Below are 24441 nucleotides of genomic sequence, written 5' to 3'. Positions count from 1 at the left end.
GGTGTTCCTTTGCGTGGGCGGGGGCGCACCCCCGCCGGTTTGCTGCGGGCTTACTGCTTGGTCAGGCCCAGGCTGGCGGTGAGCTTGCCGTACTTGCTCCATTCGTCCTGCACATAGCTGGCAAAGGCCGCGGGGGTGGCCGGGCCGCCGCCCAGTTCCATGCCCTGGTCGGCCAGCTTGGCCTTGATCTCGGGATCGGCCAGCGTCTGGCTGAGCGCCTGGTCGAGCTTGTCCAGCACCGGCTTGGGCAGCTTGGCCGGCGCCAGTACCGCGTACCACTGCACGATGTCCAGGCCCTTGATGCCAGACTCGGCCAGCGTCGGCACGTCGGGCAGGCGCTTGCTGCGTTCGGTGCTGGTCACGGCCAGCGGGCGCAGCTTGCCGGCCTGGATCTGGTTGATGGCGCCGGGCAGGGTGTCGAAGTTCATGTCCACGCTGCCGCCCAGCAGATCGGTCATGGCCTGGCCGCTGCCCTTGTACGGCACATGCTCCATGCTGACGCCCGCGATCTGCGAGAAGCGCGCGGCGCTCAGGTGCTGCGGGCTGCCCATGCCGGAAGACGCATAGGTCAGCTGCTTGGGTTTGGCGCGGGCGTCGTCCACCAGGTTCTGCACGCTGGCGTAGCTGTGCTTGGCCGGATTCACCACCAGCACGTTGGGTACCGATCCGATGTAGCGCACCGGCGTGAAGTCCTTGATCGGGTCGACGTTGGACTGCACCACATAGGGCGCGGCGACGGTCGACTGCATGTTGGCGAGCAGCAGGGTGTAGCCGTCCGGATCGGCCTTGGCCACGAAGTCGGCCGCGATCAGTCCCGAAGCGCCGGGTTTGTTCTCGACCACGACCTGCTGGCCCAGCAACGCCGAAAGGCGGGCGGACAGGATGCGCGCAGACACGTCGGTGCCGCCGCCGGGCACGAAGCCGACGATCAGGCGTACCGGCCGTTCCGGCCATTTGGATGCGTCCTGCGCCAGGGCGGGACTGGCGGCGGCCAGGCCGGCGGTCAGCGCCAGGGCGCCGGCGCAGGCGCGAGCGTGCTTGTGCATGTGGGTCTCCTTTGGTGGTTGTCAGCCTGCCCGCGTGTTGCTTGCTCTATGATGGGGTCAGGTTGGTATGCCTTTGGTGTTTGGTATACCAGATACAAAAATAGTCGAATTAGCGAGTGGCAACAACTCATGGCTAACCCTGAAGTTATGGACCAGTCCGTCCCCGATTTGGCCATCCATCACCCGACGCTGCCGGCCGTGGTGGCAGAAAAACTGCGGCAGCTGATCATTGACGGCACCTTCAAGCCGGGCACCTGGCTGAACGAGCGGGACCTGTGCGATCAGCTCAAGATTTCACGCACGCCGCTGCGCGAGGCCTACCGCATGCTGGCTTCCGACGGCCTGGTGACCCTGCAGCCCAAGCGCGGCGCGATGGTGATCGAGCTGTCGACGGACGACGTCGAGAACATCTTCGACGTGCTGTCGGTGCTGGAGGGGCTGGCGGTGCGCAGCGCCGCCGAGCGCGCGACGGACGCGGAACTGGCGCATATCGCGCAACTGCACGCGCAGATGCTGCAAGGGTATGAACAGCGCGATATCCGCGCGTATTTCGCGGCCAGCATGGGCACGCATATCGCCATCAACCGGGCGGCGCACAACCCGGCGCTGACGCATTCCTACGATCGCTTGAACCTGCAGGTGCAGGCGCTGCGCTACAAGTCGAATTTCGATATCGACGAATGGACGGCGGCGGTGGCCGACCACGAGGCCTTTGTGCAGGCGCTGATGCAGCGCGACGGCGAGCTTGCGGAGTCGCTCATCCGCAAGCATGTGGGCAGCAAGAAGACCTACAACTTGCGCGGACGCGCGGGCGGGGCATCCAAGGCTTGAAGAGTTCTGTCATCGACGCGGACAGCGCGGGCCCAGAACTCGGCTGTCCGACTGCGGGCGCATTCAGGCTGGCTGCGCCACCACGCGCTTCCTGCCTATCATCAGTGCGATGACGGCGGCGATCAGGCCCGTCATGCCGGAGATGACGAAGGCCATCAGGTAGCTGCCCTGCGCTTCGCGCACGGCGCCCGCCATCCAGGCGGCGCTGGCCGCACCCAGCTGGTGGCCGGCGACGATCCAGCCGAACACGATGGAAGCGTCGCGCTCGCCGAAGGCTTCGGTCGTCAGGCGCAGCGTGGGCGGCACCGTGGCGATCCAGTCCAGCCCAAAGAAGATGGCGAAGATCGACAGGCTGTAGAACGAGAAGTCGGAATAGGGCAGGTAGATCAGCGACAGTCCGCGCAGGCCGTAGTAGACGAACAGCAGCTTGCGGGGATCGTAGCGGTCGGTGAGCCAGCCGGACGCCGTGGTGCCGATCAGGTCGAAGATGCCCATCAACGCCAAGAGGCCCGCGGCCTGCACTTCGGGCATGCCGTGGTCGCCGCAAAGCGCGATCAGGTGCGTGCCGACCAGGCCGTTGGTGGTGAAACCGCAAACGAAAAAGGTCGCGAACAGGAACCAGAAGGTGCGGGTGCGCGAGGCCCGCGCCAGCGCGCCGAAGGTGGCCGCCAGCATGCCGGTGCGCGGCGCGGCAGGCGCGGGCGGCGCATGCGGATCGCTGCCGAAGGGGACCAGCCCGACGCTGGACGGGCGGTCCGGCACCAGCCACCAGGCCAGCGGCACCAGCGCCGCCGCCGCGGCCGCGACCGTCCACACCACGCGCGTCCAGTCGCCCGACGAGGCTAGCGCCGCCAGCACCGGCAGGAACACCAGCGTGCCGGTGGCGGAACTGGCGGTCAGCAGGCCCATCATTACGCCGCGGTGCTTGGTGAACCAGCGGTTGACGACGGTGGCGCCCAGCACCACGGCGACCGCGCCGGACCCCAGGCCCGAGAACACGCCCCAGGTCAGCAGCAGATGCCAGGACTGGGTCATGAAGGCGCTGGCCGCGCTGGATGCGGCCATCAGCATCAGCGCGCCGATCAGCACGCGCCGCAAGCCGAAACGCTCCATCGCGGCGGCCGCGAACGGCCCGACCATGCCATACAGGAAGATGCCGACCGCGGCGGCCAGCGAAATGGTGCTGCGGCTCCAGCCGAAGGTCTCCTCCAGAGGCACCAGCAACACGCTGGGCGAGGAACGCAGGCCGGCTGAAACCAGCAAGGACAGGAAAATGACCGCGACGACGACGAAAGCGTACTTCTGGCCGGCGCGCCGGAAAGGGACGGGAGGGTGGGCTATACTCATGTTACTGACCGGTACGTAATGGAGTTTGCGAATAGTACGTACCGGTCAGTAACATAGTCAAGCAGTTTTTCGCCGTATCCGCCAACCGGAAAAGGAGCCCATTCATGGCCAGCAAAACCTCTGCCGCCGACCGGCCCGCATCCAAGCCGCCGCTGGCGGCCGAGCGCATCCGCAAGACTGCGCGGGAAATGTTCTACCGGGACGGGATACGGGCAGTGGGCGTGGACGCCATCGTCAACGAGGCGGGCGTGACCAAACCCAGCCTGTACCGCAGCTTTTCGTCCAAGGACGAGCTGGCGGCGGCCTATCTGCGCGACTACGACGCGGAGTTCTGGGCGCGCTTCGACGCGGCCTGCGCGGCGCATCCGGGCGACCCGCGGGCCCAGATCCTGGCCTACCTGACCGGTCTGGGCGTGCGCGCGGTGCAGAACGGCTACCGCGGCTGCGGCCTGACGAACGCGGCGGTGGAATACCCCGAAGCCGGTCATCCCGCCCGCGCCGTGGCAGTGGAACACAAGGCCGAACTGCGGCGGCGCCTGGCCGCCATGGCGGCGGAAATGGGGGCGGCCGATCCCGACGCGCTGGGCGATGGCCTGTTGCTGTTGTTCGAGGGGGCCTTTGTTTCCAGCCAGCTATTTGGCGAAGGCGGGCCCGCCGGCCGGGTCGCGCAGATGGCGGACATGCTGATCCAGGCGCATCTTGCGCAGCGCTGATCGGGCGCCCGGGAAAGGGCGGCACAAGAAAGGTGCGGGCAGCAGTGCACATGTGCACCATTTTTGGTGTTTGTCCCCATTGCGCAACGCACAAAAAAATGCTTAAGAAATTTATTGCGGCGCAGCAAGCACAGGTCTAAGATGGACTCGTGTTGTTCCACATCGCTTTCTCAAGGAGAGAACCATGAGCGATACCGCGCTGAAGAATGCCCGCATGTCGGATGAGCTGGAACGTACCCTGATCCATGACGCGATCATCGCGGAAAGCCTGTCCGGCCACGCTTCCGGTTCGCGCTGGCTGCGCCTGAAAGTGCGCCTGGCCGCCTTCGGCGGCGCCGTCGGCGAGGTGTTGCACGACATGGACGCCGGCCGTCGCCAGCACCCCGTGGTCTCCGCCTACCACTGAGCCCGAAAGCGGGTACGAGAAAAACGCCAGCATTGCTGGCGTTTTTTTATGCTTGGCTATCCCTGGGGATCAGACCAGCATGTCAGCCACCAGATAGCCATCCAGCAGCAGGATGCCGAGCGTGGCCGCAACCGCCGCCCAGGCCCAGGCGCCGCGCAGCACGTACCTGCCCATCAGGCTCTTGCGGCAGGCCAGCAGCACCAGCGGCCCCAGCGCGAAGGGCAGGGCCAGGCTCAGGATGACCTGGCTCAGCACCAGCAGGCCGTCCGGATCCTGGCCGCCGGTGAACGCCAGCAGGCCAACGGCGGCCGCGCCCGCCACCAGCCGCGTCGCCAGGGCGCGGCGGCGGTCCGACCAGCCGCTACGCACCTGGAAGCCGCGGGACAGGATGCGTCCGGCCAGCACGCCGGTAATGGTGGAGCTTTGTCCCGCGGCATACAGCGCCACGGCGAACACGATGGCCGCGCCGATGCCCAGGGTCTGGGCGATCACGGCATGCGCGTCGTCCAGGCTGGAAACGATGATGCCCGAGCCCGACAGCGAGGCGGCGGCGACGATCATGATGGCGGCGTTGATCAGCATGGCCAGGCCCAGCGATACGACGGTGTCGTTGCGCGCCACGCGCATGGCCAGGTCGCGGGCGGCCGGCGGCAATTGCTGCGCCCGTTGCGCGAGCGAGCCGGAATGCAGGTACAGGTTATGCGGCATCAGGGTCGCGCCCAGGATCCCCAGCGCGATCAGGAAGGCCTGCGGGTCGCGCAGCGCGCGGCCGGTCTGCGTGATCCCGTGCGCCACCTCCGTCCAGGCCGGGTTGGCCTTGAACAGCAGGAACACGAAGGACATCGCCACCACCGACAGCAGCAGCGCGATGAAGCGCTCATGCTTGTCGGCGTTGCCGCGTGTCAGCGCCAGCACGGCGAAAGTACCGACGCCGGTCACCGCGACGCCCGCGATCAGCGGCAGCCCGAAGAGCAGGCGCAGCGCGATCGCGCCGCCGATGAGTTCTGCCAGGGCGGTCGCCAGGATCGCCGCCTCGCCGGCCAGCCAGGCGGCCTTGGCCACGCGCGGCGACAGGTGGCGGGCCGTCAGCGTGGCCAGGTCCTGTCCGGTGGCCAGCGCCAGGCGCGACACCAGGATCTGGAAGCCCAGCGCCAGCAGGGCCGAGCTGACGACGACCAGCAGCAACCCGTAGCCGAAGCCGCTGCCGCCCGCGATGTCGGTGGCCCAGTTGCCCGGATCGATATAGCCCACGGCCACCAGGATGCCGGGGCCGGCGATGCGGCGCAGGCCCGCCGATACCTGGACGTCCTGTGCCAGCGCGGTCCTGCCGCCGGAAATCGCGTAGATGAATTGGCCCATGCTCACTCCTGAGAATGATTCTCATCATCCTCTTGGGGAAAGCGGTCGTCAAATTGATTTTGGGCAAGCAGGGGATAGGGCGGCCCAATGGATCCCGTGGCGCCGCCCTTGGTGGACGGGCCACGGGTCGGGAGGGGATCAGGACTTGAGCTTGGCGTCCATGGAGATCTTGGCGTTCAGCACCTTGGACACGGGGCATCCTTTTTCCGCCTTGCGGGCCGCGTCCTCGAAGGCCTGGGCGCTGGCGCCGGGGATGACGGCTTCCACGGTCAGGTGCACGGCGGTGATGGCAAAGCCGCCGTCCACCTTGTCCAGCGTGACCTCGGCCTTGGTGTCCAGGCTTTGCGCCACCATGCCTGCTTCGGACAGGATGTTGGACAGGGCCATGGTGAAGCAGCCTGCATGCGCCGCGCCCAGCAGTTCCTCGGGATTGGTGCCCGGGGTGTCGCCGAAACGGGTGTTAAAGCCGTAGGCTTGTTGCTTGAGCGCGCCGCTCTGCGTGGAGATCGTGCCCTTGCCGGTCTTCAGATCGCCCGACCAGTGGGCGCTTGCGGTTTTCTTCATGCGTGACTCCTGTAGAAGGGCCGCGCCCGTCGCGTGCGCGGCCGGTGTGGGAGGGCGCGGGCCGCCAGCTGGGGCGGGGCGCTTTGCCTGAGATGGCATGGACGATGATACGGCGGACGCATGCGTCAGGCGCGGAAAGCGTCTGCGCGCAACGGCAAGCCGATGTAACCGCAGGCCCGCTTTCTTGATCCGGGTCGCAAGGCGGCGCTCACCCATCAGGCAAAATACAGGCATCTGCTCAAACCTCGCCGAGAACTGCTGTCATGTCTTACAAGCTCGTCCGCTACGCCTGCGCCATCGCGCTGGCCGTCCCCGCCTTGTCCGCCCAGGCTGAAATCGTCATCGGCGTGGACGTGTCCACCACCGGTCCGGCCGCCGCCATCGGCATCCAGACCAATAACGCGATCCGCTTGTGGCCGGCCACGCTGGGCGGCGAGCCGGCCCGCTACGTGGTGTTGGACGACGGCACCGACGTCAGCCGCGCGGTGAAGAACATGCGCAAGCTGACCTCGGAAGACAAGGTCGACGCCATCGTCGGCCCCAACACCACGGCCGCCGCGCTGGCTGGCCTGGACGTGTTGGCCGAAACCGGCACGCCCATGATCGCGCTGGCCGCCTCCAGCGTCATCGTCGAACCGCTGTCGGATCCGAAACGCGCCTGGGCCTTCAAGATGCCGCAGAACGATTCGCTGATGGCTACCGCCCTGGTGGCGGACATGAAGAAGAAGGGCCTGAAGAACGTGGCCTTCATCGGCTTCGCGGATTCCTACGGCGACAGCTGGTGGAAGGAGTTCACGGCGGCTGCCGGGACCGACCTGAAGATCGTGGCGCAGGAACGCTTCCAGCGCACCGACGCCTCCGTGGTCGGCCAGGTGCTGAAGGTCATCGCCGCCAAGCCGGACGCCGTGCTGATCGCCGGCGCCGGCACGCCGTCGGCCCTGCCGCAGAAGACGCTGCTGGAACGCGGCTACACCGGCGCCATCTACCAGACGCACGGCATCGGCACGCTGGAATTCCTGCAGGTCGGCGGCGCGGATGTGGAGGGCACCTTGTTCCCCACCGGCCCCGGCGTGGTGGCGCGCGAACTGCCCGACGACAACCCGGTCAAGAAGGTGGCGGTGGCCTTCGCCGACAAGTACGAAGCGCGCTACGGCGCCAACACGCTGACCCAGTTCGCGGGCGACGCCTATGGCGCCTGGATGCTGCTGGACTCGGCGGTGGCGCGCGCGCTGAAATCCGGCGCCAAGCCCGGCACCCCGGAGTTCCGCGCGGCCTTGCGCGACGCGCTGGAAAACACGCGCGACCTGGTCGTGCCCAATGGTGTGCTCAACATCACCAAGGACAATCACCAGGGCTTCGACGAGCGCGCCCGCGTCATGGGCATCGTCAGGAACGGCCGTTTTTCCTACGCGGAATAAGTAGGGACATATATCTCTGCCATTCGTAACTTGTCCTGACCTCCCATAGGGAGATGGCGCAAAAAGCAGGCTGCGGCCTGCTTTTTTTCGGACACATCATTCGTGTAGAAATCATTTAATAGCGTATCATTTTTAGTGAATCCATATACCTCGAAATAAATACAGGAGAAACTGCCATGAGCCTTATCCGATCCAGACGCATGCTGGCCGCCTTGAGCCTGGGAGTACTGGCGGCATGTTCCGACTCGGGATCCGACAAGGCTGCGCCGGCGGCGAGCGCGCCCGCCGCCGCGTCCACCCTGGAAGCCGCCAAGGCTGCCGGCAAGATACGCATCGGCTACGCCAACGAAGCGCCGTTCGCGTTCATGGACAGCAAGGAGGGCAAGGTCACCGGCGAATCGGTGGAGATCGCGCGGGTGGTGCTCAAGCGCATGGGCATCAACGAAGTGGAGGGCGTGCTGACCGAGTTCGGCTCGCTCATTCCGGGCCTGCAGGCCAAGCGTTTCGACATCATCGCCGCGGGCATGTACGTCACGCCCGAACGTTGCCAGCAGGTGGCGTTCTCGGACCCCACTTATGGCGTGGGCCAGTCCTTCCTGGTCAAGCAGGGCAATCCCAAGAACCTGCACAGCTACGAAGACGTGATGAAGAATCCCGACGCCAAGCTGGGCGTGGTGGTGGGCGCGATCGAAGCGGAATACGCCTCCAAGATCAAGGTGCCGCCCGCCCAGGTGGTGGTGTTCCCGGATGCGGTCAGCGCGCTGTCCGGCGTGCAGGCGGGGCGCGCCGACGCCTATGCGGCCACGGCGCTCACGGTCAACGACCTGATGGGTAAGACCAGCGCGGCCAGCGGCCTGGAGAAGGCCGATCGGTTCAAGGACCCGGTCATCGACGGCAAGGACGTGCGCGGCTACGGCGCCTACGCGTTCCGCAGCGACGACAAGGCGTTTGCCGATGCCTTCAACGCCGAACTGGCCAAGTTCATCGGCACCGAAGAACACCAGAAACTCGTGACGCCTTTCGGCTTCACCGCGCAGGAACTGCCCAAGGGGGTCACGGCCGCCAAGCTGTGCGCCGGCCAGTAAGGGGGCGCGCATGCGGTTGATATCCGAGCATTTCGCCGAACTGGCGCCGCCGCTCCTGCAGGGGCTGGCGGTGACCCTGGAGATCATGGCCGGCGCCGTGGTGCTCGCCGTTCCGCTGGCGCTGGCCGCGGGCATCGGGCGCCTGTCGTCCCTGCGCCCGCTGCGCTGGATCGCGGCGGTCTACGTCGAGGTATTTCGCGGCACCTCGGCCCTGGTGCAGCTGTTCTGGTTCTACTTCGTGCTGCCGCTGTTCGGCGTGCAGCTGCCGGCCATGCTGGTGGGCATCGTGGTGCTGGCCTTGAACGCCGGCGCCTATGGCGCGGAAGTGGTGCGCGGCGCGATCCGAGCGGTGCCGCCAGGGCAGCGCGAAGCCGGCATCGCGCTGAACCTGACGCGCGGCCAGATCATGCGCCGCATCGTGGTGCCGCAGGCCGTGCCGGCCATGCTGCCGCCGGCCGGCAACCTGCTGATCGAGCTGCTGAAGAACACCGCGCTGGTGTCCCTCATCACCATCACCGACCTGACCTTCCGCGGCCAGCTGCTGCGCAGCGAGACCCTGCGCACCACCGAGATCTTCACCTTGATGCTGCTGATGTACTTCGCGGTGGCCCTGTTGATCACGGGCGGCGTGCGTCTGCTGGAACGCAAGGTGCGCGTGCGATGAAGCCGGTATTCGATTGGTCCTTCGCGCTGGAGATCCTGCCCACGCTGGGCTCCGCGCTGCTCATCACGATCCAGGCCACGGTGCTGGGCATGCTGGTGGCCGTCACGCTGGGCCTGGCGCTGGCCCTGCTGCGGCGTTCGCGCTTGCGCATCGTGTCCCTGCCCACGGCCTTCGTGATCGAGTTCGTGCGCAGCACGCCCCTGCTGGTGCAGATGTACTTCCTGTTCTACGTGCTGCCGCTGACCGGCGTGCGGATGTCGCCGCTGGCCACCGGCATCACCGCGTTGGGCCTGCACTACGCGACCTATTGCGCCGAGGTCTACCGCGCCGGCATCGAAGCCGTGCCGCGCGGCCAATGGGAGGCCGCCACCGCGCTGAACATGTCGCGCTGGCGCACGGCGGTGGGCGTGGTGCTGCCGCAGGCGATTCCGCCGGTGGTGCCGGCGCTGGGCAATTACCTGGTGGCCATGTTCAAGGACACGCCGCTCTTGTCGGCGATCACCGTGGTGGAACTGCTGCAGCAGAGCAAGATGATCGGCTCTGCCACCTTCCGCTACACCGAGCCCCTGACACTGGTGGGCCTGCTGTTCCTGGCGCTGAGCCTGGCGGCGGCCTGGGGCGTGCGCGGCCTGGAGGCCCGCCTGCAACGATATGGAGGAAAAAGATGAGCGCCAGCATAAGCATCAAGAACCTGCGCAAGCAGTACGGCGAACTGGAGGTGCTGCGCGGCATCAACCTGGAGATACCGTCGGGCCAGACCGTGGCCGTGATCGGCCCCTCGGGTTCGGGCAAGTCGACGCTGCTGCGCGTGCTGATGACGCTGGACCGGCCCACCAGCGGCGATATCGAGATCGACGGCGTGCCCATGTGGACCGACGCGCAAGGCCGTTCTGTCGGCCCCAACTCGGAGCACCTGCGCAAGGTGCGCGGCAAGATCGGCATGGTGTTCCAGCACTTCAACCTGTTCCCGCACATGACGGCGCTGGCCAATGCCATGGAAGCGCCGCTGCATGTGCGGGGCATGCCTCGCGCCCAGGCGCGCGAACAGGCCGTGGAGTACCTGGAAATGGTCGGCCTGGGCGACAAGCTGGATGTCTATCCGGCGCAGTTGTCGGGCGGGCAGAAGCAGCGCGTGGGCATCGCCCGCGCGCTGGCCATGTGCCCCCACATCATGCTGTTCGACGAGGTGACGTCGGCGCTGGACCCGGAACTGGTCGGCGGCATCCTGCAGATCCTGCGCGACCTGTCGGCCCGGCGCAGCATGACGATGATCATCGTCACCCACCAGATGAAGTTCGCCGAACGCAGCTCGGACCGGACCCTGTTCTTCGACCAGGGCAACATCGTCGAGGACGCCGAATCGTCGGTGCTGTTCAGCCAGCCCAAGGAGCCGCGCACGCGCCAGTTCCTGGACTCGGTGATCGAAGGGCAGTAGCGCATCGCTTGCGGACGCGCCTTGACCCCGCCCGGGGCTGCGGTATTCAGGCTCCCGGACGGGCCGGGGCGCTATGCTGTCGCATCCCACGCCCCGGAGGCTCCAGCATGTCCCTGCTTTTCAGTCCCACGTCCATCGGCCAGCTGGAACTGGCCAACCGCATCGTCATTGCGCCCATGTGCGAGTACTCGGCTGAAGACGGCCTGGCGACCGACTGGCACATGATCCACCTGGGGCACCTGGCCTTGTCCGGCGCCGCGCTGCTGTTCGTGGAGGCCACCGCCGTGGAGCCAGACGGCCGCATCACCCCGGGAGACCTGGGCCTGTGGTCCGACGAAACCGAGGCGGCCATCGGCCGCGTCGTCGCCGCCATCCGCCGCTACGCGCCCATCAAGCTGGGCATACAGCTGGGCCACGCGGGCCGCAAGGCGTCCAGCGAAGCGCCCTGGAACGGCGGCCAACTGGTGCCGCCCGAGTCCGGCGGCTGGCAAGGCTGGGCGCCTTCGGCCGTGCCGCACAACGCGTCGGAACCGCCGCCCCACGCGCTGGACGCGGCGGGCCTGGCGCGCGTGCGCGACGCCTTCGTGGCCAGCGCCCGGCGCGCCGTGCGGCTGGGCTTCGACGCGATCGAGCTGCATGCCGCGCACGGCTATCTGCTGCACCAGTTCCTGTCGCCGCTGTCCAACCGGCGCGACGACGCCTACGGCGGTTCGCTCGAGAACCGCATGCGCTTTCCGCTGGAAGTCTTCCAGGCGCTGCGCGAGGCCATTCCGCCGTCGGTGACGCTGGGTGTGCGCGTGTCGGCCACCGACTGGGTCGAAGGCGGCTGGGACCTGGAACAGACGCTGGTCCTGGCGCAAGCCCTGAAGGAGCGCGGCTGTGAATTCATCGACGTCTCCAGCGGCGGCGTCTCGTCCCAGCAGAAGATACCCGTGGGTCCGAATTACCAGGTGCCGTTCGCAGACGAAATCAAGCGCAAGGTGGGCATGCCGACCATCACGGTAGGCCTGATCACCGAGGCGCAGCAGGCCGAAGACATTCTCCAGGGCGGCCAGGCCGACATGGTCGCGCTGGCGCGCGGCATGCTGTACGACCCGCGCTGGCCCTGGCACGCCGCCGCGCAACTGGGCGGCCAGGTCAGCGCGCCGCGCCAGTACTGGCGCTCGCAGCCGCGTGAGCAGAAGGCGCTGTTTGGCGAGACGCGCTTCGGACAACGGTGAGCGGGATGGGCGCAGCGCGCCGTCAGCGCCGAAAAGAGGCTGCCATAGGCCGCCGCGCTTGACCCATCACGGCCGTTTTCCTTCGTAGGCGTTTTGCAGCAGCGCCCGCAAGGCCTCGCGTTCCAGCGGGCGCGGATTGGGGTAGGGTGTCTGCATGGCGATGTCGCAGGCGCGGTCCAGGTCTTCCTGGCGCATGCCGATGTCGCGCAATGCCGTGGGCGCGCCCAGCGTGCTGGCCAGATCGAATACGCCCGCCGCGGCAGCCGGCGCGCCCAGCGCCGCCGCGATGCGCTCCATGGCCCGGGGCGCGGCCGCGGCGTTGTAGGCCAGGGCTTGCGGCAGCACCACGGTGTGGACTTCCGCGTGCGGCAGGTTGAAGCTGCCGCCCAGCGTATGGCAGAGCTTGTGATGCAGCGCCATGCCCACGCTGCCCAGCACCGTGCCGCACAGCCAGGCGCCGTAGAGCGCGTCGCTGCGCGCCTGCAGCAGTTCCGCGCCTTGGGAGCCTGCGTGGATGGCGGGCAGCGCCTGCGCCAGCGCGCGTATGCCTTCCTGCGCCATCAGGTCCATGATCGGATTGCCGTCTTGCGCGTAGAGGCCCTCTGCCGCATGGGCGATGGCATTGATGCCGCTGGTCACGCTCATCGATACCGGCAGCGACAGGCTGAGCTCGGGGTCGTACACCACGCTGCGCGGCAGCACCCGGTCGTCCTTGCCGGTCTTTTTGAGGCCGCTCTCGGTGAGGCCGTAGATCGGCGTCATCTCCGAGCCCGCATAGGTCGTGGGGACGGCAATGACCGGCAGCCCGGAATCCAGCGCGATGGCCTTGCCCAGGCCGATGGTGGAGCCGCCGCCCACCGCTACCGCGCAATCGGCGCCCAGCTTGCGCGCCGCCTCCCGCGCCTGGCGCGCGATTTCGATCGGCACGTGCATCACGGCCTGGTCGAAGATGCCAGCCACCCGCGCCTCGCCCAGCAGCGCCGCGACCCGTTCGGCCTGCGCGCGTTGCGGCGGCGTGCAGAGTACCAGCGCGCGCCGCAGTCCCAGCGCATCGAGTTCGGCCGCCAGGCCGCCCAGGCTGCCCGGTCCGAAGACCACGCGCTGGGCGCGGCTGGCGTAGATGAAGGAGTGCATGGCGTTCCCCGTCTGCATGTCGGTCATTGTGCAACGATTCCGCGGCGCTTGATGAGCTCGCCCCAGCGCTGGGACTCGGCCTGCACCAGCCGGTTCATGTCGTCGCGGCCGCCGGCCACCACTTCGAAGCCGGATTCGGTGATGCGTCCGGCCACGGCCGGATCGCGCAGCGCGGCGATGGTGGCGTCGGCCAGCTTGTCCAGCGTCGCCGCCGGCGTCTGCGCGGGCGCCACCATGCCCACCCAGGAATAGATCTCGAAGCCCGGATAGCTTTCGGCGATGGCGGGCACGTCCGGCAGGGCCGCGACGCGCTTGGGCGCGGTCACGGCCAGCGCGCGCAGCTTGCCGCTCTGGATGTGGGGCAGCACCAGCGGCAGGCTGGCGATGATGGACTCCACATGTCCGCCCATCAAGTCCGACACGGCCGGGCCGCCGCCACGGTAGGGCGTATGGATGCCGCTGGTGCCGGCAGCCTGGTGGAACATTTCGGCCGCCAGATGGTTGGAGCTGCCCGCGCCGACCGAGGCGTAGGACACGCTGCCCTTCTTGCCGGCCGCGACATAGTCGGCGAGCGTCTGATAGGGGCCATTGCCCGTCACGGCCAGCACCATGGGCGAGCGCACCATGTAAGACACGCCGGTCAGGTCGCGCGCCGTGTCGTAGGATAGTTTGGGGTAGATGTGCTGCTCGGTGGCGTAGGAATCGAACACCATTTCCACTGTGTAGCCGTCAGGCGCGGACTTGGCCACCAGCGCCGTGCCTATGGTGCCGCCGGCGCCGCCGCGGTTGTCGATGACCACCGTCTGGCCCAGCTTGTCCTGCAGCGCCTGCTGCACCTGGCGCGCCACCCGGTCCACGGTGCCGCCCGCGGCGAAGGGGACCACCACCGTCACCGGCTTGCTGGGATAGGAATCCGCCTGCGCGGGCAGGGCGGCGGCCCAGGCGCCTGCGGCAAGGGCGGCGCTGGCCAGCAGGGCGCGGTGCGAACGGCGGGGGGCGGTAGTCGGGGGCATGCGTGTCTCCAGGGCTTGTCGTCGTTGTAGTCGGCCGTTTATCTTTGTCAAAATTGCCAAAATGCGGCCATGCACGCTATCGTAATTGCCAAACCTCCCAGGAAAGCTGGCGTCCTACGCCAAAGCCTTTTGCGCTGCACGCACAAATGAAAACCGTCAAATTCGCCGAGAGCCTGTCCATCTTTGTCGACGTCGCCCGCGCCCAGAGCTTTTCCGAGGTGGCCCGCCGCCGCGGCATGGTCGCCTCGTCCGTGGCGCGGCAGATCGGCGCGCTGGAATCCGAGCTCAAGGTGCCGCTGTTCGTGCGCTCGACCCGCGCGCTGATGCCCACCGAGGCCGGCGAGGTGCTGTACGAGCGCGCCGTGAAGATCCTGCACGACATGACCGAGGCGCGCTCCGAAGTCATTTCGCTGGAGCAGACCGTGCAGGGCTTGTTGCGGGTCAGCTGCCTGCCGGCGTTCGCGCGGCGCTACGTGGTGCCCATGCTGCAGCAGCTGGGTGAGCGCCATCCGCAATTGCAGGTGGAGCTGGAACTGACCGAGCGCGTGGTGGATCCGGTGGTCGAACGCATGGACGTGGTGGTGCGGGTGGGGCAGCAGCCCGACAGCAGCCTGATCGGGCAGCGCATCGGCAGCCACCGTTATCTGATCTGCGCCGCGCCCTCATACCTGGAACGCCACGGCGTGCCGCGCACGCTGGCGGACCTGTCGCGCCATCGCCTTATCGACCGGCGCCACAGCACCAGCGTGCGCGGCTGGCGCGAGCTGGGGGATGGCCAATGGGCGCGGGACGCCAGGTTCGTCCTGGAATGCGACGACTGCGACGCGCGCCGGTTCGCGGCGCTGGAAGGGCTGGGCATCGCGCTCATGCCCAACTGGTCCGCGGGGGTGGACCTGGGCGCGGGCCGGCTGGTGCAGCTGACGTTGCAGGACGCCAGCCCGCCGCCCGAAAGCGGCATCTACCTGCTGCGCGCCATGCCGCGCGCCAACGCGCGCATCCGCGCCTTCACCGAGCAGTTGCGGCGGCAGATCGGCTCGCCTTCCGTCTGGGATGCCGCCATCGAGGCTGCGCGCGCGGCCTGACGATCGCGCAGCCTACCTGGCATCGTGGAAGATGATGCCCAGCGTGTGCCGCTCGCCCTTGCGCAGCCGGCTGACTCCGTGCCGCAGATTCGCGCGGTAATAGCCGCGCGCCGACCGCACAGGCCTGTGGTTGACGGCAAGCACCACGGCATCGCCTTGCCGCAAGGGCACCACGTCGGCCCGGCCGGGCTGCTTGGGATTGCTCTCGGCCAGCAGCAGCTCGCCGCCTTCGAAATCGCGTCCCGGCTCGTTGAGCAGGAAGATGGCCTGGAATGGAAAGACGTGGTCGCCGTACAGGTCCTGGTGCAGGCAGCAGTAGTCGCCCGCCTGGTAGCGCAGCAGCAGCGGCGTGGGCCGGCGCTGTCCGGCGGCGTGGCAGATCTCCCGGAATTCGTCATGCGTCGCCGGAAAGCGCGCTTCGAGGCGCATGGCGGCATGCCATCGGTTGGCGATGGGCGCCAGGCGCGGATAGAGCGACTGCCGCAAGCCCGCGACGATATCGGGCAGCGGATAGCTGAAGTACTTGTACTCGCCGCGGCCGAACGCATGGCGTTCCATCACGATGCGGCTGCGAAAGCGCGCTTGCTCGCCGTAGCCGGCCGCAAGCGCCTCGCACTGGGCCTGCGTCAGCAGCCCCGGCAGCACGGCGTAGCCATCGCGGCCGAGATCGTCTTCGACAGCCTGCCAGTCCGCATCCGCAATCCGGGTTTCAGGCAGGTCGTGCAGCATGGTCGATGTGGGCATGGCTTGGGCTGGCATCAGGGCGCATCGTGGAAAAACAGTTCAAGGCCGATGCGGACTCCTTTGCGCACGCGGCTGACGGCATGCTTGAAGTTGACGCGGTAGTAACCCTTGGAACCGTGAAAGGGGCGTTCCCCCGTGGCGATGATGGCGACATCGCCGCAAGCTAGCGGCGCCACCAGCGGACGCGATTGCATGCGCGGGCGCTGCTCCGTCATCACGAACTCGCCGCCCTGGAATCCGTCTCCCGGTTCGGACAGGAGCGCGACCACCTGCATGGGGAAGACCTGCAAGCCTTCAGTGCGCTGGTGCAGTGCCATGTAGTCTTCGACGCCGAGCCGGCTCAGGTGCGATTGCGCCCGGGCCTGGCCGGCGTCGCGGTTGCGCTGAAGAAAATCGTCCAGCTCATCGGGATAGCGCGATGAAACGTCCAGAAGCTCGTTCCAGCGATTGGCGTGAACGGCCAGCCGACGGTACAGCGCCGCGCGCCATTGCTCCAGCGGCGGCGGCATGCCGGCGTCGAAGTAGTACAGGTCGCCGCGGCCCAGGCCGGCAGATGTCAGGCTCACCCGCCGGGCAGGCGGCGCGTCGGCCTGCCGTGCCAGACTGCGCGCCAGTTCCGCGCCCAGCAATCCTGGCAGCACGGCATAGCCTTCGGCGTCGAGCTGCGATCCGATGTCCGTCCAGTCCAGGCGGTCCAGGCTGGTTTCGGGGGCGTTCATGCCGCTGTCATGCATAGGGTCCTCATCGATGGTCGCAAGCGAACGGGGCATCATGCCGCGTCATGAAAAATAAGGCCCACGGTATGGCGCCGGCCGCTGCGCACGCGGCTCACGCCATGCCGCATGGCGACCTTGCGCGGCCCGCGCGCGCCCGCCGCGGGCCGTTGATTGACGGTGAACACCACCGCGTCGCCCTGGTCCAGCGGCACGACGTCGGCGCGCTGGCTCCGGGCCGCAAGCTCGGTCATGACGAATTCGCCGCCGGTGAATTCCTTGCCCGGCTGCGACAGCAGGATGGCGACCTGCAGCGGAAACACATGCTCGCCATAGAGATCCTGATGCAGGCAGTTGTAGTCGCCCTCGCCGTACTGGAGCATCAATGGCGTGGGACGCGTCTGGCCCGCCCGGTGGCAGCGTTGCAGGTAGGCGTCCAGTTCGGGCGGGTACTGCGTGTCCGCACGCAGCCGCTGATTCCAGCGGTTGGCGATCGGCGCCAGCCGGGCATAGAGCGCGTGGCGCAGCTGATCGAGCAGCGGCGGCAGGGGGTAGGCGAAGTACTTGTATTCGCCGCGGCCGAAGCCATGCCGCGCCATGACGATGCGCGAACGAAAGCGCGCTTCATCCAGATAGAGGGCGGCGAGGGCGCGGCATTGCGCGGGTGTCAGCAGTCCGGGCAGCACGGCGTTGCCGTGGGCATCAAGCGCGTGCTCCACGTTCTGCCAGTCATAGGCTGTTGCTGTCATGTCTTCGTTCCCGCTTGCCGCGGCGCGCATGCCCGGTCCTCCCTGTGATTACAGGCGAGGCCAGTGTAGAAATCCACCGCCCATTTGAAACTCCGTTTGTTGCGCTGGCATCCCCCCAAAACAAAAAACGCCGCGGATGCGGCGTTCTTCGGGCGGGCAGGAACCGTCGCGGCTCAGAGGCGCGAATAAGCCTGCTCCAGCTCGCGGTGCAGCTGGTCGGCGAAATCCTCGCGCGCGGGATCCAGCTGCGACAGCAGGCGGGCCAGCACGACGTTGTCTTCCTCGCCGTTCCAGATCTTGATGTAGGTGCCTTCCTTGTAGCCATGCTGCTGGCGGAAGATGTTCAGCACGTTCTTGGACACGTATTGCGTGTAGGCGTCGTTCCAGCTCATCTCGCAGGACGTCATGGTCTGTTCCAGCACCTTGAAGCTGGCGCGTCCGCATACGGCCAGGCCGCCGATCAGTTCCAGCAGCTCGGGCACGTTCAGCTGGTCCAGCATGTGGGTCTTGCCGTCCAGCGCGACCGAAGCCGGGCCGGACAGGTCGGCGACCAGCGCGCCGGCGGCGGCGGCGATGTCGCCGCGGGACTGGACGATGGTGTGCGACAGATAGAAGTGCAGGATGTCCACCAGCTCCATCTGCACTTGCGGCAGGTCGATGGTCTGCTTCTTCCACCACTTCCAGCCGTAGTGTTCCAGCGCTTCGGCGGATTCGACGAAGGCGGCGCGCAGGAAGCGGGCTCCGCCGTTGACCCAATCCGGATTGATCATGCTGTTCAAGTGGCCCTGCAGCTTCAGCATCGTGGCCGCCTGGGCCTGGTTCAATCCGACTACGTTATTCACTTTCACTCCGTGGTTCATGGGTCTTTCGACAGCGGCGGAAATGTTAGCACCATTGCCCGTCCGCGCCGCGCCGCCGCGACGGCGGAATCAGGCGCCGCCGTCCTTGCGGTACGAGGAGCGCTTGAGCGGCGGCAGCGGCGTCTTGTTGCGCGGATTGCGCGCGTTGCGGGCCGCCTTGAACAGCATCATGGCGAAGAAAAACAGGAAGACGGCGGGCATGGCCTCGTCCAGGTCGAAGCCGGGGCCGCGCAGGGCTTCGAAGATGATGCGCGCGCCTGCCCAGCCGGCCAGGATGCCGCCCACCGTCAGGATGACGCCGATCTTGCGCTGGGTGGCTTGGCGGGCCATCGATACCTCGGCGGCATCCGTCTGGCCCGGGGCCGTGGGCGCTTGCCGCGATTGCAGGGGCGGCGGGGCCGGTTTGCCCCAGGGCGCGCCGGACAGCGTTTCGGATGGCGAGGCAGGAGGCGGGGGCGCTGCCGGGCGGGAGTCCGTCCGCTTGTCGGGAACCTGTCCCGGCGATGCCCCGCCGGCGCGCGTCAGGTTTTCGACGTAGCGCGCGAAATCGCCATTCCTGGGTTCCCCGTCTATGGCCATTGCCCCTCTCTCCGGTTCAGTTGCCGCGGCGTTGGCGCGCCGGGACCCGGCGCTTGCGCAGCATGGCTATCAACAGCCCGCATCCTAGCAGTACCGAGAGTCCCGCGCCGATCATCATGGCAATCTGTTGCGCGTTGTCCGCCGTGCCCAAGCTGCGCGCGGTGATGTAGCCCGGGGCCAGCATCAGCGGCATCCAGAGGATGGCGGAGGCGACGTTGGCCATCTGGAAGCGGCTGTGCCCCATGCCCATGACGCCCGCGACGGTGGGAATGGTGGAGCGGATGGGGCCGAGGAAGCGGCCGATCAGCACGGAGGCGAAGCCGTAGCGGTAGAAGAACAGGCGCGCGCGCGCCACGCCGCTGCGCTGCTGCTTCAGCGGCCAGCGGCGCAGGATGCCGGGGCCGGCCCAGCGGCCCAGCCAGTAGGACAGCGCGTCGCCCACGATGGCGCCGGCGATGCCCCAGGCGATGATGGCCCAGGGATTCAGGGTGCCGGCGCCGATCAGGCCGCCGGTCAGCAGCATCAAGGCCGTGGCCGGGATGAACAGGCCCAGCAGCACCATGGATTCACCCAGCGTGAGCAGAAAGGTGATCGGTCCCGCCCAGGCCTGGTTGGCCTCGATGAACATCGCGATCTGGTCGATGTATTGGTCCATATTTACGAAGTTGAAAATTAGCTGAATGCAATCGGGTATGTTAACGCCTGCGGAACTGTCGGTGCGCCGTATAGTCCGTCTGGATGAAGCTAATTGTTGGAGAGTTATGGATTCGGTTACGCAGGCGGTGCTGGGCGCGGGCATACAGGGCGCCCTGCTGGGGCGGGTGCAGGGACGCCGGGCGCTGATCTATGGCGCGGCGCTGGCCACGGTGCCGGATCTGGACGTCCTGATGCGCTATCCGGACCCGGTGTCGCTCATGACCTACCACCGCGGCTTCTCGCACTCGGTGTTCGTGCTGACCGGACTGGCTGTTTTCCTGACCTGGCTGATCCGCAAATACTGGCCGCAGGCGCCATACAGCGGACGCCGGCTGTTCCTGACCTTATGGCTGGTGCTGGTGACGCATCCGGTGCTGGACGCCTTCACGGTCTACGGGACGCAGCTGTTCTGGCCGCTGGCGCTCATCCCCGAAAGCTGGGCAGCCGTGTTCATCATCGACCCGGTCTATACCGTGCCGTTGCTGCTGGCGGTGTTGTTCGCCATCGGCTTCGGCATGACGCTGACGGCGCGCCGGCTGCTGGCCGCGGCGCTGGTGTTCAGCACCGCCTATCTGGGATTCGGGCTGGCCGGACGCATCGCCGCCGAGGACCGCGTGCGCGAGGCGATGCAGGGGCAGGGCATTGCGCTGAGCGAACTGCGCGCGGTGCCCATGCCTTTCAACACGCTGGTGTGGCGCGTCATCGCCAAGACGCCAGATGGCCACTATTACGAATCGGTCAGCAGCCTGTTCGACAGCGATCCGCCGGAATGGCTGCGCCAGCCGCTCAACCTGCATGTGGCGCAGGCGCTGGCGGACGTGCCGCTGCACCAGCGCCTGAGCTGGTTCACCGACGACTGGCTGCGCTACGACGTCATCGGCAATGCGTTGGTGGTCACGGACCTGCGCATGGGCATGGCGGGACATTACACCTTCCGCTTCAAGATGGCCGAACGCGCGGCGGGCGGCAACTGGCAGGCGGTGACGCCGTCCAGCTGGCCCACCGAGCGCGGCGGCTGGGCCGAACTGAAGCTGGTGCTGGGCCGCATCCTGCATGCGCAGCCGCCCTTGCCGCTGGCGCAGTGGTCGGAGCTGTCGACCAGGTAGGGACGCGATCTACGCGATGGCGGGCGGCCGCGGCAGCGGCGCGCGGGCCTGCTCGTAGGCTTCGGCCGCCTGCAGCAGCGGCAGGTCGGCGTGGCAAGGGGCAACCAGCTGCAAGCCTATCGGCATGCCATCCTGGCCCAGGCCGCAAGGCACGCTGATGGCTGGGTGGCCGGTCAGGTTGAACAGCATGGTCCACGGATACCAATGGGCGCGGATGTCGCCGTACGGGCGGCCGTCGATGTCCATGGTGTCGAATATGTCCGTGCCCAGCGGCAACGCGGTGCGCGACATGGTCGGCATGGCCAGCAGGTCGGCCTGGCCGAACAGGGCCTGCACCTTGCGGTAGAGCGCGGTGCGGGCAAACATGGCTTCCTGGTATTGCTGGGCGCTGAACGCCGCGGCGGTGGCGATCTGCCGCCGGAAGGTGGGACTGTAGGCGTCGGGTTCGCGTTCTATCAGCGGCAGAAAGCGGGTGCGCCAGACCGTGTGGTTGATGACGCGCCAGATCGGCTCGACATCGAAGCCCGCGCCGTCGAACGGTTCGACTTCCGCGCCCAAATCGGCCAGGCGCGCCAGCGCGGCCTCGAACGCGCCGCGCACGTCGGCGGCCACGGGGCGGCCGGGCGGGGCGAGGCAATAGCGGACGCGCTTGCCGCGCAGCGTTTCGGGACCGGCCGCGGCGCCGGCGTAGTCGGCCCTGGGTATGCCCAGCGACCATGGATCGCAGTCATGCGGACCGGCCATGGCCGCCATCATCAAGCGGGTATCGGCCACGGTGCGCGTGGTCGGCGTCACGTAGGTCTGGTTGCCGATGGCGTCCTGCGCCTGGCTGTGCGGGATCGCGCCCAGGCTTTGCTTGAATCCCACCACGCCGTTGCACGCCGCGGGGATGCGGGTGGAGCCGCCGCCATCGCTGGCCACCGCCAGCGCCGTGATGCCGGCCGCTGTCGCCGCCGCTGCGCCGCCGCTGGAACCGCCGCAGGTGCGTTCCAGGTTCCAGGCGTTGCGGGTATGGCCGAACAGCGGCGAATCCGTCATGGACTTGGAGCCGAACTCCGGCGTCGTGGTCTTGCCGATCAGGACGGCGCCTTGCTGGCGCAGCCGCGCGACAGCCACGGCGTCTTCGGCCGGCACGTTCGCGCTGAACGGCAACGCGCCGAAGGTGGTCCGCACGCCCGCGGTATTGACCAGGTCCTTCACCGTGTAGGGCAGGCCATGCAAGAGGCCGGCAGCATCGCCGCGCATCAGCGCGGTTTCGGCAAGCCGGGCTTCGGCCATGGCCTCTTCCGCGCACAGCGTGATGAAACAGTTCAGGACGGGCTGCAGCCGCTCGGCCCGTTCCAGGGAGGCGCGCACCAGCTCGACCGGAGACACCGCCTTGGTTCGGACCAGGCGCGCGGCTTCGACCGCGCTCAAGTCGCAAAGAGAGTCGCTCATCGAAACCACGTTCCGCCTTATTCGTCGAAGGAAATGCCGGCGGCCTTGACGATGGGGGCCCAGTGCGCGCGTTCGACGCCGATGCGGCGCTTGGCGGCCTGCGCGTCCTGGGGTTCGACCAGGAAGCCCGCGGTCTGCAGTTTTTCCACCAGCGCTGGCCGCTTGCCGGCGGCGACAAAAGCCTGTTCCAGCTGGGCGATCGTGGCGTCCGGCGTGGCCGCGGGCGCGTACACGCCATACCAGCTGGCGGCATGCTGGTACTGCGGGTAGCCCTGTTCCAGCAGCGTCGGCACATTGGGTAGCGTGGGCAGGCGGCGGCTGCCTGCCACGCCCAGGAATTTCACCTTGCCGGCGTTGTACAGCGGCAGCATGCTGGCGACGGCATCCCAGCCCATCGACACTTCGCCGCCCGCCACGTCCACCAGCATCGGCGCCGCGCCGCGGTAGAGCACGGGCACGACCTCCAGGCCGTTCTGGCCGCCCATTTCTATCGTTCCCAACTGGCCGGGGCTGCCTTGCGTCGCCAGGCCCAGGGTCGCCTTGGCGCGCGCCTGTTTGGCCCATTGCACGTATTCGGCCATGTTGCCGTAGGGTTGGGCGGCGCCCGTGACGGCGCCGGTGGGCACGTCGGCCACCAGGGCGACGGGGCGCAGGTCATGGTCCGGGTCGTATCCCAGCTTCTTGTAGGTCAGCGGAAAGATCACGAACATCGGCGACGAACCCAGGTACAGGGTGAGCCCGTCCGCCTTGGCGCGTTTCACCACGTCGAAACCCAGGCGTCCCGATGCGCCGGGGCGGTTTTCGACGATGACGTTGGCGTAGCCCGCCGCCTGCAATTGTTCGGCATAGGCGCGAGCCACCGCGTCGGCGGCGCCGCCCGCGGCGTAGCCGACCACCAGGCGCACGAGCTTGTCGCCGCTGGCTGGCTCCTGGGCCATCGCGCTGGGTTGCAGGCCCGCCGCGGTCGCGGCGGCAAGGATAAAGGCAAGAAGGCGGGGTCGGGCTGGCAAGGCGGTCTCCTGTTTGCGCTCTATTGCTCCTGAGGCCTGGCCGGCCGCGGATCGGCTCATGGCCACGCGCTATGCCGCTATCATCGGTCCGCAAGGGTTTACCGTATAGTGAATTATTCGACTAAGGGGTTGAGAAAATGGTCAAGCCGCAGCCTATCGAGTCGCTGGCCTCGCGCCTGAAGCTGCGGCATTTGCAGATTGCGCTGGCGCTGCGCGATGCCCCGTCGGCCAAGGAGGTGGCCGCCGCCGCGAACGTGAGCGAGTCCGCGGTCTCCAAGACCTTGGCCGAGCTGGAATCGCAGTTGGGTTTCAAGCTGTTCGAACGCATCGGCAATGCCAAGCGTCCGACGAAAATGGGCCGCCAGATCCTGCCCATGATGGAGGCCGTGGTGGCGCAATCCCGCGGACTGGCCCAGGCCGTTACGGATGTGCGCAGCGGCCGTCTGGGCGACTTGCGCATCGGCGTGGCGACCGACATGGGCAAACTGACTCTTGCGCCCTTGATCCATGCCTTCAACCAGGCGCAGCCCGGAGTCGCGCTCGATGTGCAGGCCGGCGGATACCGCGCCATGGCGGACCTGCTGCTGGACGACAAGCTGGACGCGCTGGTGTGTTACGACACGCCCGAGCTGATAGCGCCTGGCCTGGGACGCTTGCGGCTGGTGCCGCCGCAGCCGCTGGTGGTCGTCGCCAACGCCCGGCTGTCGCCGCTGGCCGCCCGCCGCCGCCTTACGCTGCGCGAGTTGCACGCAGAACCCTGGTGCAAGCCGCGTCCGGGCACGATGATGCACGACAAGCTGACCGCGCTGTTCCTGGGATGCGACCTGGAACTGCCGCCGCGCGGCATCCAGGTGAGCGATCTGCTGCTCACCGATGAATTCGTGCGCACCACGGATTACCTGGTCATGCTGCCGCTGGCGGCGGCACTACGTCTGACCGTCGGGGCCGAGGCGGTCATCCTGCCGGTCGAGCTGGGTGTACAGAACCCGCCTACGGTCCTCGCGTGGCAGCGTGCCGCCGAACGGCAGACGCCGCTGCATCGCTTCCTGCAATTCTGCGAGGCGCCGCAGGACGGGCGGCCGATGGTCTGAAGCATTGCGTTGGTCAACGCGGGCGCTCGCGGCTCCCGCGACCAGGCCCCGGGGGCGACCGCCGGGGCTTTTTCATGGTCCTTCCGTATTGACCGCCGACGAGCCCCGCATTATTCTTGTTCAACTTACAGGAACATAA

The 24441-nt window shown here is 67.6% G+C and carries 26 protein-coding genes; 12 read left to right on the top strand and 14 right to left on the bottom strand.

Translation table 11 applies throughout. The annotated features are described in order from the left end of the window. Window positions 1-50: 50 nt before the first annotated feature. Entirely contained in the window at window positions 51-1046 is a 996-nt protein-coding gene (locus N5C88_RS27700) for a tripartite tricarboxylate transporter substrate binding protein (protein WP_059380470.1), read from the bottom strand. A gap of 129 nt (window positions 1047-1175) precedes the next feature. Here N5C88_RS27700 and N5C88_RS27695 point away from each other — a divergent pair, with 129 nt between their 5' ends. Then, entirely contained in the window at window positions 1176-1877 is a 702-nt protein-coding gene (locus N5C88_RS27695; protein ID WP_280016631.1) for a GntR family transcriptional regulator, read from the top strand. Between the two features lie 63 nt (window positions 1878-1940). Here the strand turns inward: N5C88_RS27695 and N5C88_RS27690 are convergent, their stop codons facing one another. Continuing rightward, window positions 1941-3224, bottom strand: a complete 1284-nt coding sequence (locus N5C88_RS27690; RefSeq protein ID WP_088159629.1) for an MFS transporter — start codon at window positions 3222-3224, stop codon at window positions 1941-1943. Window positions 3225-3328: 104 nt separating this feature from the next. Between N5C88_RS27690 and N5C88_RS27685 the strand changes: the two genes are divergently transcribed. Beyond that, window positions 3329-3937 (top strand): TetR/AcrR family transcriptional regulator, encoded by a 609-nt coding sequence (locus tag N5C88_RS27685; RefSeq protein WP_059380472.1) that lies wholly within the window; start codon window positions 3329-3331, stop codon window positions 3935-3937. Between the two features lie 184 nt (window positions 3938-4121). Then, complete coding sequence (locus N5C88_RS27680) at window positions 4122-4343, top strand: hypothetical protein (protein WP_054455972.1); 222 nt, start codon at window positions 4122-4124, stop codon at window positions 4341-4343. A 69-nt stretch (window positions 4344-4412) separates the two neighbouring features. Here the strand turns inward: N5C88_RS27680 and N5C88_RS27675 are convergent, their stop codons facing one another. Further along, on the bottom strand, window positions 4413-5702 hold the full coding sequence (locus tag N5C88_RS27675; protein ID WP_280016630.1) for an Nramp family divalent metal transporter: 1290 nt from the start codon (window positions 5700-5702) through the stop codon (window positions 4413-4415). 138 nt (window positions 5703-5840) lie between these two features. Further along, window positions 5841-6266, bottom strand: a complete 426-nt coding sequence (locus N5C88_RS27670) for an OsmC family protein (protein WP_280016629.1) — start codon at window positions 6264-6266, stop codon at window positions 5841-5843. Between the two features lie 263 nt (window positions 6267-6529). Between N5C88_RS27670 and N5C88_RS27665 the strand changes: the two genes are divergently transcribed. The 6 genes from N5C88_RS27665 to N5C88_RS27640 all read left to right on the top strand — a co-directional run bounded on the left by N5C88_RS27665 (window position 6530) and on the right by N5C88_RS27640 (window position 12088). Beyond that, a complete protein-coding gene (locus N5C88_RS27665; RefSeq protein ID WP_118932836.1) occupies window positions 6530-7684 on the top strand; it encodes an ABC transporter substrate-binding protein in 1155 nt (384 codons plus the stop codon). A gap of 176 nt (window positions 7685-7860) precedes the next feature. Next, the gene (gene ehuB / locus N5C88_RS27660; protein WP_280016628.1) at window positions 7861-8769 is read left to right on the top strand and encodes an ectoine/hydroxyectoine ABC transporter substrate-binding protein EhuB; all 909 of its coding nucleotides are present in this window, start codon (window positions 7861-7863) and stop codon (window positions 8767-8769) included. A gap of 10 nt (window positions 8770-8779) precedes the next feature. Further along, complete coding sequence (gene ehuC / locus N5C88_RS27655; RefSeq protein ID WP_118932838.1) at window positions 8780-9433, top strand: ectoine/hydroxyectoine ABC transporter permease subunit EhuC; 654 nt, start codon at window positions 8780-8782, stop codon at window positions 9431-9433. After that, window positions 9430-10101 (top strand): ectoine/hydroxyectoine ABC transporter permease subunit EhuD, encoded by a 672-nt coding sequence (ehuD, locus tag N5C88_RS27650; protein WP_118932839.1) that lies wholly within the window; start codon window positions 9430-9432, stop codon window positions 10099-10101. The genes ehuC and ehuD overlap by 4 nt, the downstream gene beginning before the upstream one ends. Then, the gene (gene ehuA, locus N5C88_RS27645; protein ID WP_059380479.1) at window positions 10098-10868 is read left to right on the top strand and encodes an ectoine/hydroxyectoine ABC transporter ATP-binding protein EhuA; all 771 of its coding nucleotides are present in this window, start codon (window positions 10098-10100) and stop codon (window positions 10866-10868) included. Before ehuD ends, ehuA begins: the two co-directional genes overlap by 4 nt. A 107-nt stretch (window positions 10869-10975) precedes the next feature. Further along, window positions 10976-12088 (top strand): NADH:flavin oxidoreductase/NADH oxidase, encoded by a 1113-nt coding sequence (locus N5C88_RS27640; protein ID WP_059380480.1) that lies wholly within the window; start codon window positions 10976-10978, stop codon window positions 12086-12088. 66 nt (window positions 12089-12154) lie between these two features. Here N5C88_RS27640 and N5C88_RS27635 read toward each other — a convergent pair whose 3' ends face one another. Both N5C88_RS27635 and N5C88_RS27630 read right to left on the bottom strand, forming a co-directional pair. Then, window positions 12155-13249, bottom strand: a complete 1095-nt coding sequence (locus N5C88_RS27635) for a maleylacetate reductase (protein ID WP_223283241.1) — start codon at window positions 13247-13249, stop codon at window positions 12155-12157. Next, complete coding sequence (locus N5C88_RS27630) at window positions 13246-14235, bottom strand: tripartite tricarboxylate transporter substrate binding protein (RefSeq protein ID WP_280016627.1); 990 nt, start codon at window positions 14233-14235, stop codon at window positions 13246-13248. The genes N5C88_RS27635 and N5C88_RS27630 overlap by 4 nt, the downstream gene beginning before the upstream one ends. 146 nt (window positions 14236-14381) lie before the next feature. Between N5C88_RS27630 and N5C88_RS27625 the strand changes: the two genes are divergently transcribed. After that, window positions 14382-15317 carry a LysR family transcriptional regulator gene (locus N5C88_RS27625; protein WP_059380482.1) on the top strand — a complete coding sequence of 312 codons (936 nt, stop codon included), beginning with the start codon at window positions 14382-14384 and terminating at the stop codon, window positions 15315-15317. Between the two features lie 12 nt (window positions 15318-15329). Here N5C88_RS27625 and N5C88_RS27620 read toward each other — a convergent pair whose 3' ends face one another. From N5C88_RS27620 to N5C88_RS27595, 6 genes are all read right to left on the bottom strand, one after another. Further along, the gene (locus tag N5C88_RS27620) at window positions 15330-16061 is read right to left on the bottom strand and encodes a 2OG-Fe(II) oxygenase (protein WP_251881646.1); all 732 of its coding nucleotides are present in this window, start codon (window positions 16059-16061) and stop codon (window positions 15330-15332) included. 14 nt (window positions 16062-16075) lie between these two features. Next, on the bottom strand, window positions 16076-16780 hold the full coding sequence (locus N5C88_RS27615; protein ID WP_280016626.1) for a 2OG-Fe(II) oxygenase: 705 nt from the start codon (window positions 16778-16780) through the stop codon (window positions 16076-16078). A 50-nt stretch (window positions 16781-16830) separates the two neighbouring features. Further along, entirely contained in the window at window positions 16831-17523 is a 693-nt protein-coding gene (locus N5C88_RS27610; protein WP_280016625.1) for a 2OG-Fe(II) oxygenase, read from the bottom strand. Window positions 17524-17696: 173 nt separating this feature from the next. Continuing rightward, entirely contained in the window at window positions 17697-18383 is a 687-nt protein-coding gene (locus N5C88_RS27605) for a dUTPase (RefSeq protein ID WP_280016624.1), read from the bottom strand. 69 nt (window positions 18384-18452) lie between these two features. Further along, the gene (locus tag N5C88_RS27600) at window positions 18453-18962 is read right to left on the bottom strand and encodes a hypothetical protein (protein ID WP_118932844.1); all 510 of its coding nucleotides are present in this window, start codon (window positions 18960-18962) and stop codon (window positions 18453-18455) included. Between the two features lie 16 nt (window positions 18963-18978). Beyond that, complete coding sequence (locus N5C88_RS27595; RefSeq protein ID WP_054455998.1) at window positions 18979-19617, bottom strand: DedA family protein; 639 nt, start codon at window positions 19615-19617, stop codon at window positions 18979-18981. 106 nt (window positions 19618-19723) lie between these two features. On the opposite strand from N5C88_RS27595, the gene N5C88_RS27590 reads away from it, so the two are divergent. Continuing rightward, complete coding sequence (locus N5C88_RS27590) at window positions 19724-20764, top strand: metal-dependent hydrolase (protein ID WP_118932845.1); 1041 nt, start codon at window positions 19724-19726, stop codon at window positions 20762-20764. A 9-nt stretch (window positions 20765-20773) separates the two neighbouring features. Here the strand turns inward: N5C88_RS27590 and N5C88_RS27585 are convergent, their stop codons facing one another. Both N5C88_RS27585 and N5C88_RS27580 read right to left on the bottom strand, forming a co-directional pair. Continuing rightward, window positions 20774-22201, bottom strand: coding sequence for an amidase (locus N5C88_RS27585; RefSeq protein ID WP_280016623.1), 1428 nt, complete (start codon window positions 22199-22201; stop codon window positions 20774-20776). A 17-nt stretch (window positions 22202-22218) separates the two neighbouring features. Further along, window positions 22219-23211 (bottom strand): tripartite tricarboxylate transporter substrate binding protein, encoded by a 993-nt coding sequence (locus N5C88_RS27580; protein WP_118932847.1) that lies wholly within the window; start codon window positions 23209-23211, stop codon window positions 22219-22221. A gap of 137 nt (window positions 23212-23348) precedes the next feature. On the opposite strand from N5C88_RS27580, the gene N5C88_RS27575 reads away from it, so the two are divergent. Next, on the top strand, window positions 23349-24302 hold the full coding sequence (locus tag N5C88_RS27575) for a LysR family transcriptional regulator (protein WP_118932848.1): 954 nt from the start codon (window positions 23349-23351) through the stop codon (window positions 24300-24302). The last annotated feature ends 139 nt before the right edge of the window (window positions 24303-24441 follow it).

The organism is Achromobacter sp. GD03932, from assembly GCF_029839485.1.
GTDB classification, from domain to species: domain Bacteria; phylum Pseudomonadota; class Gammaproteobacteria; order Burkholderiales; family Burkholderiaceae_B; genus Achromobacter; species Achromobacter bronchisepticus_A.
This window is presented reverse-complemented; position numbering and strand designations above follow the sequence as displayed.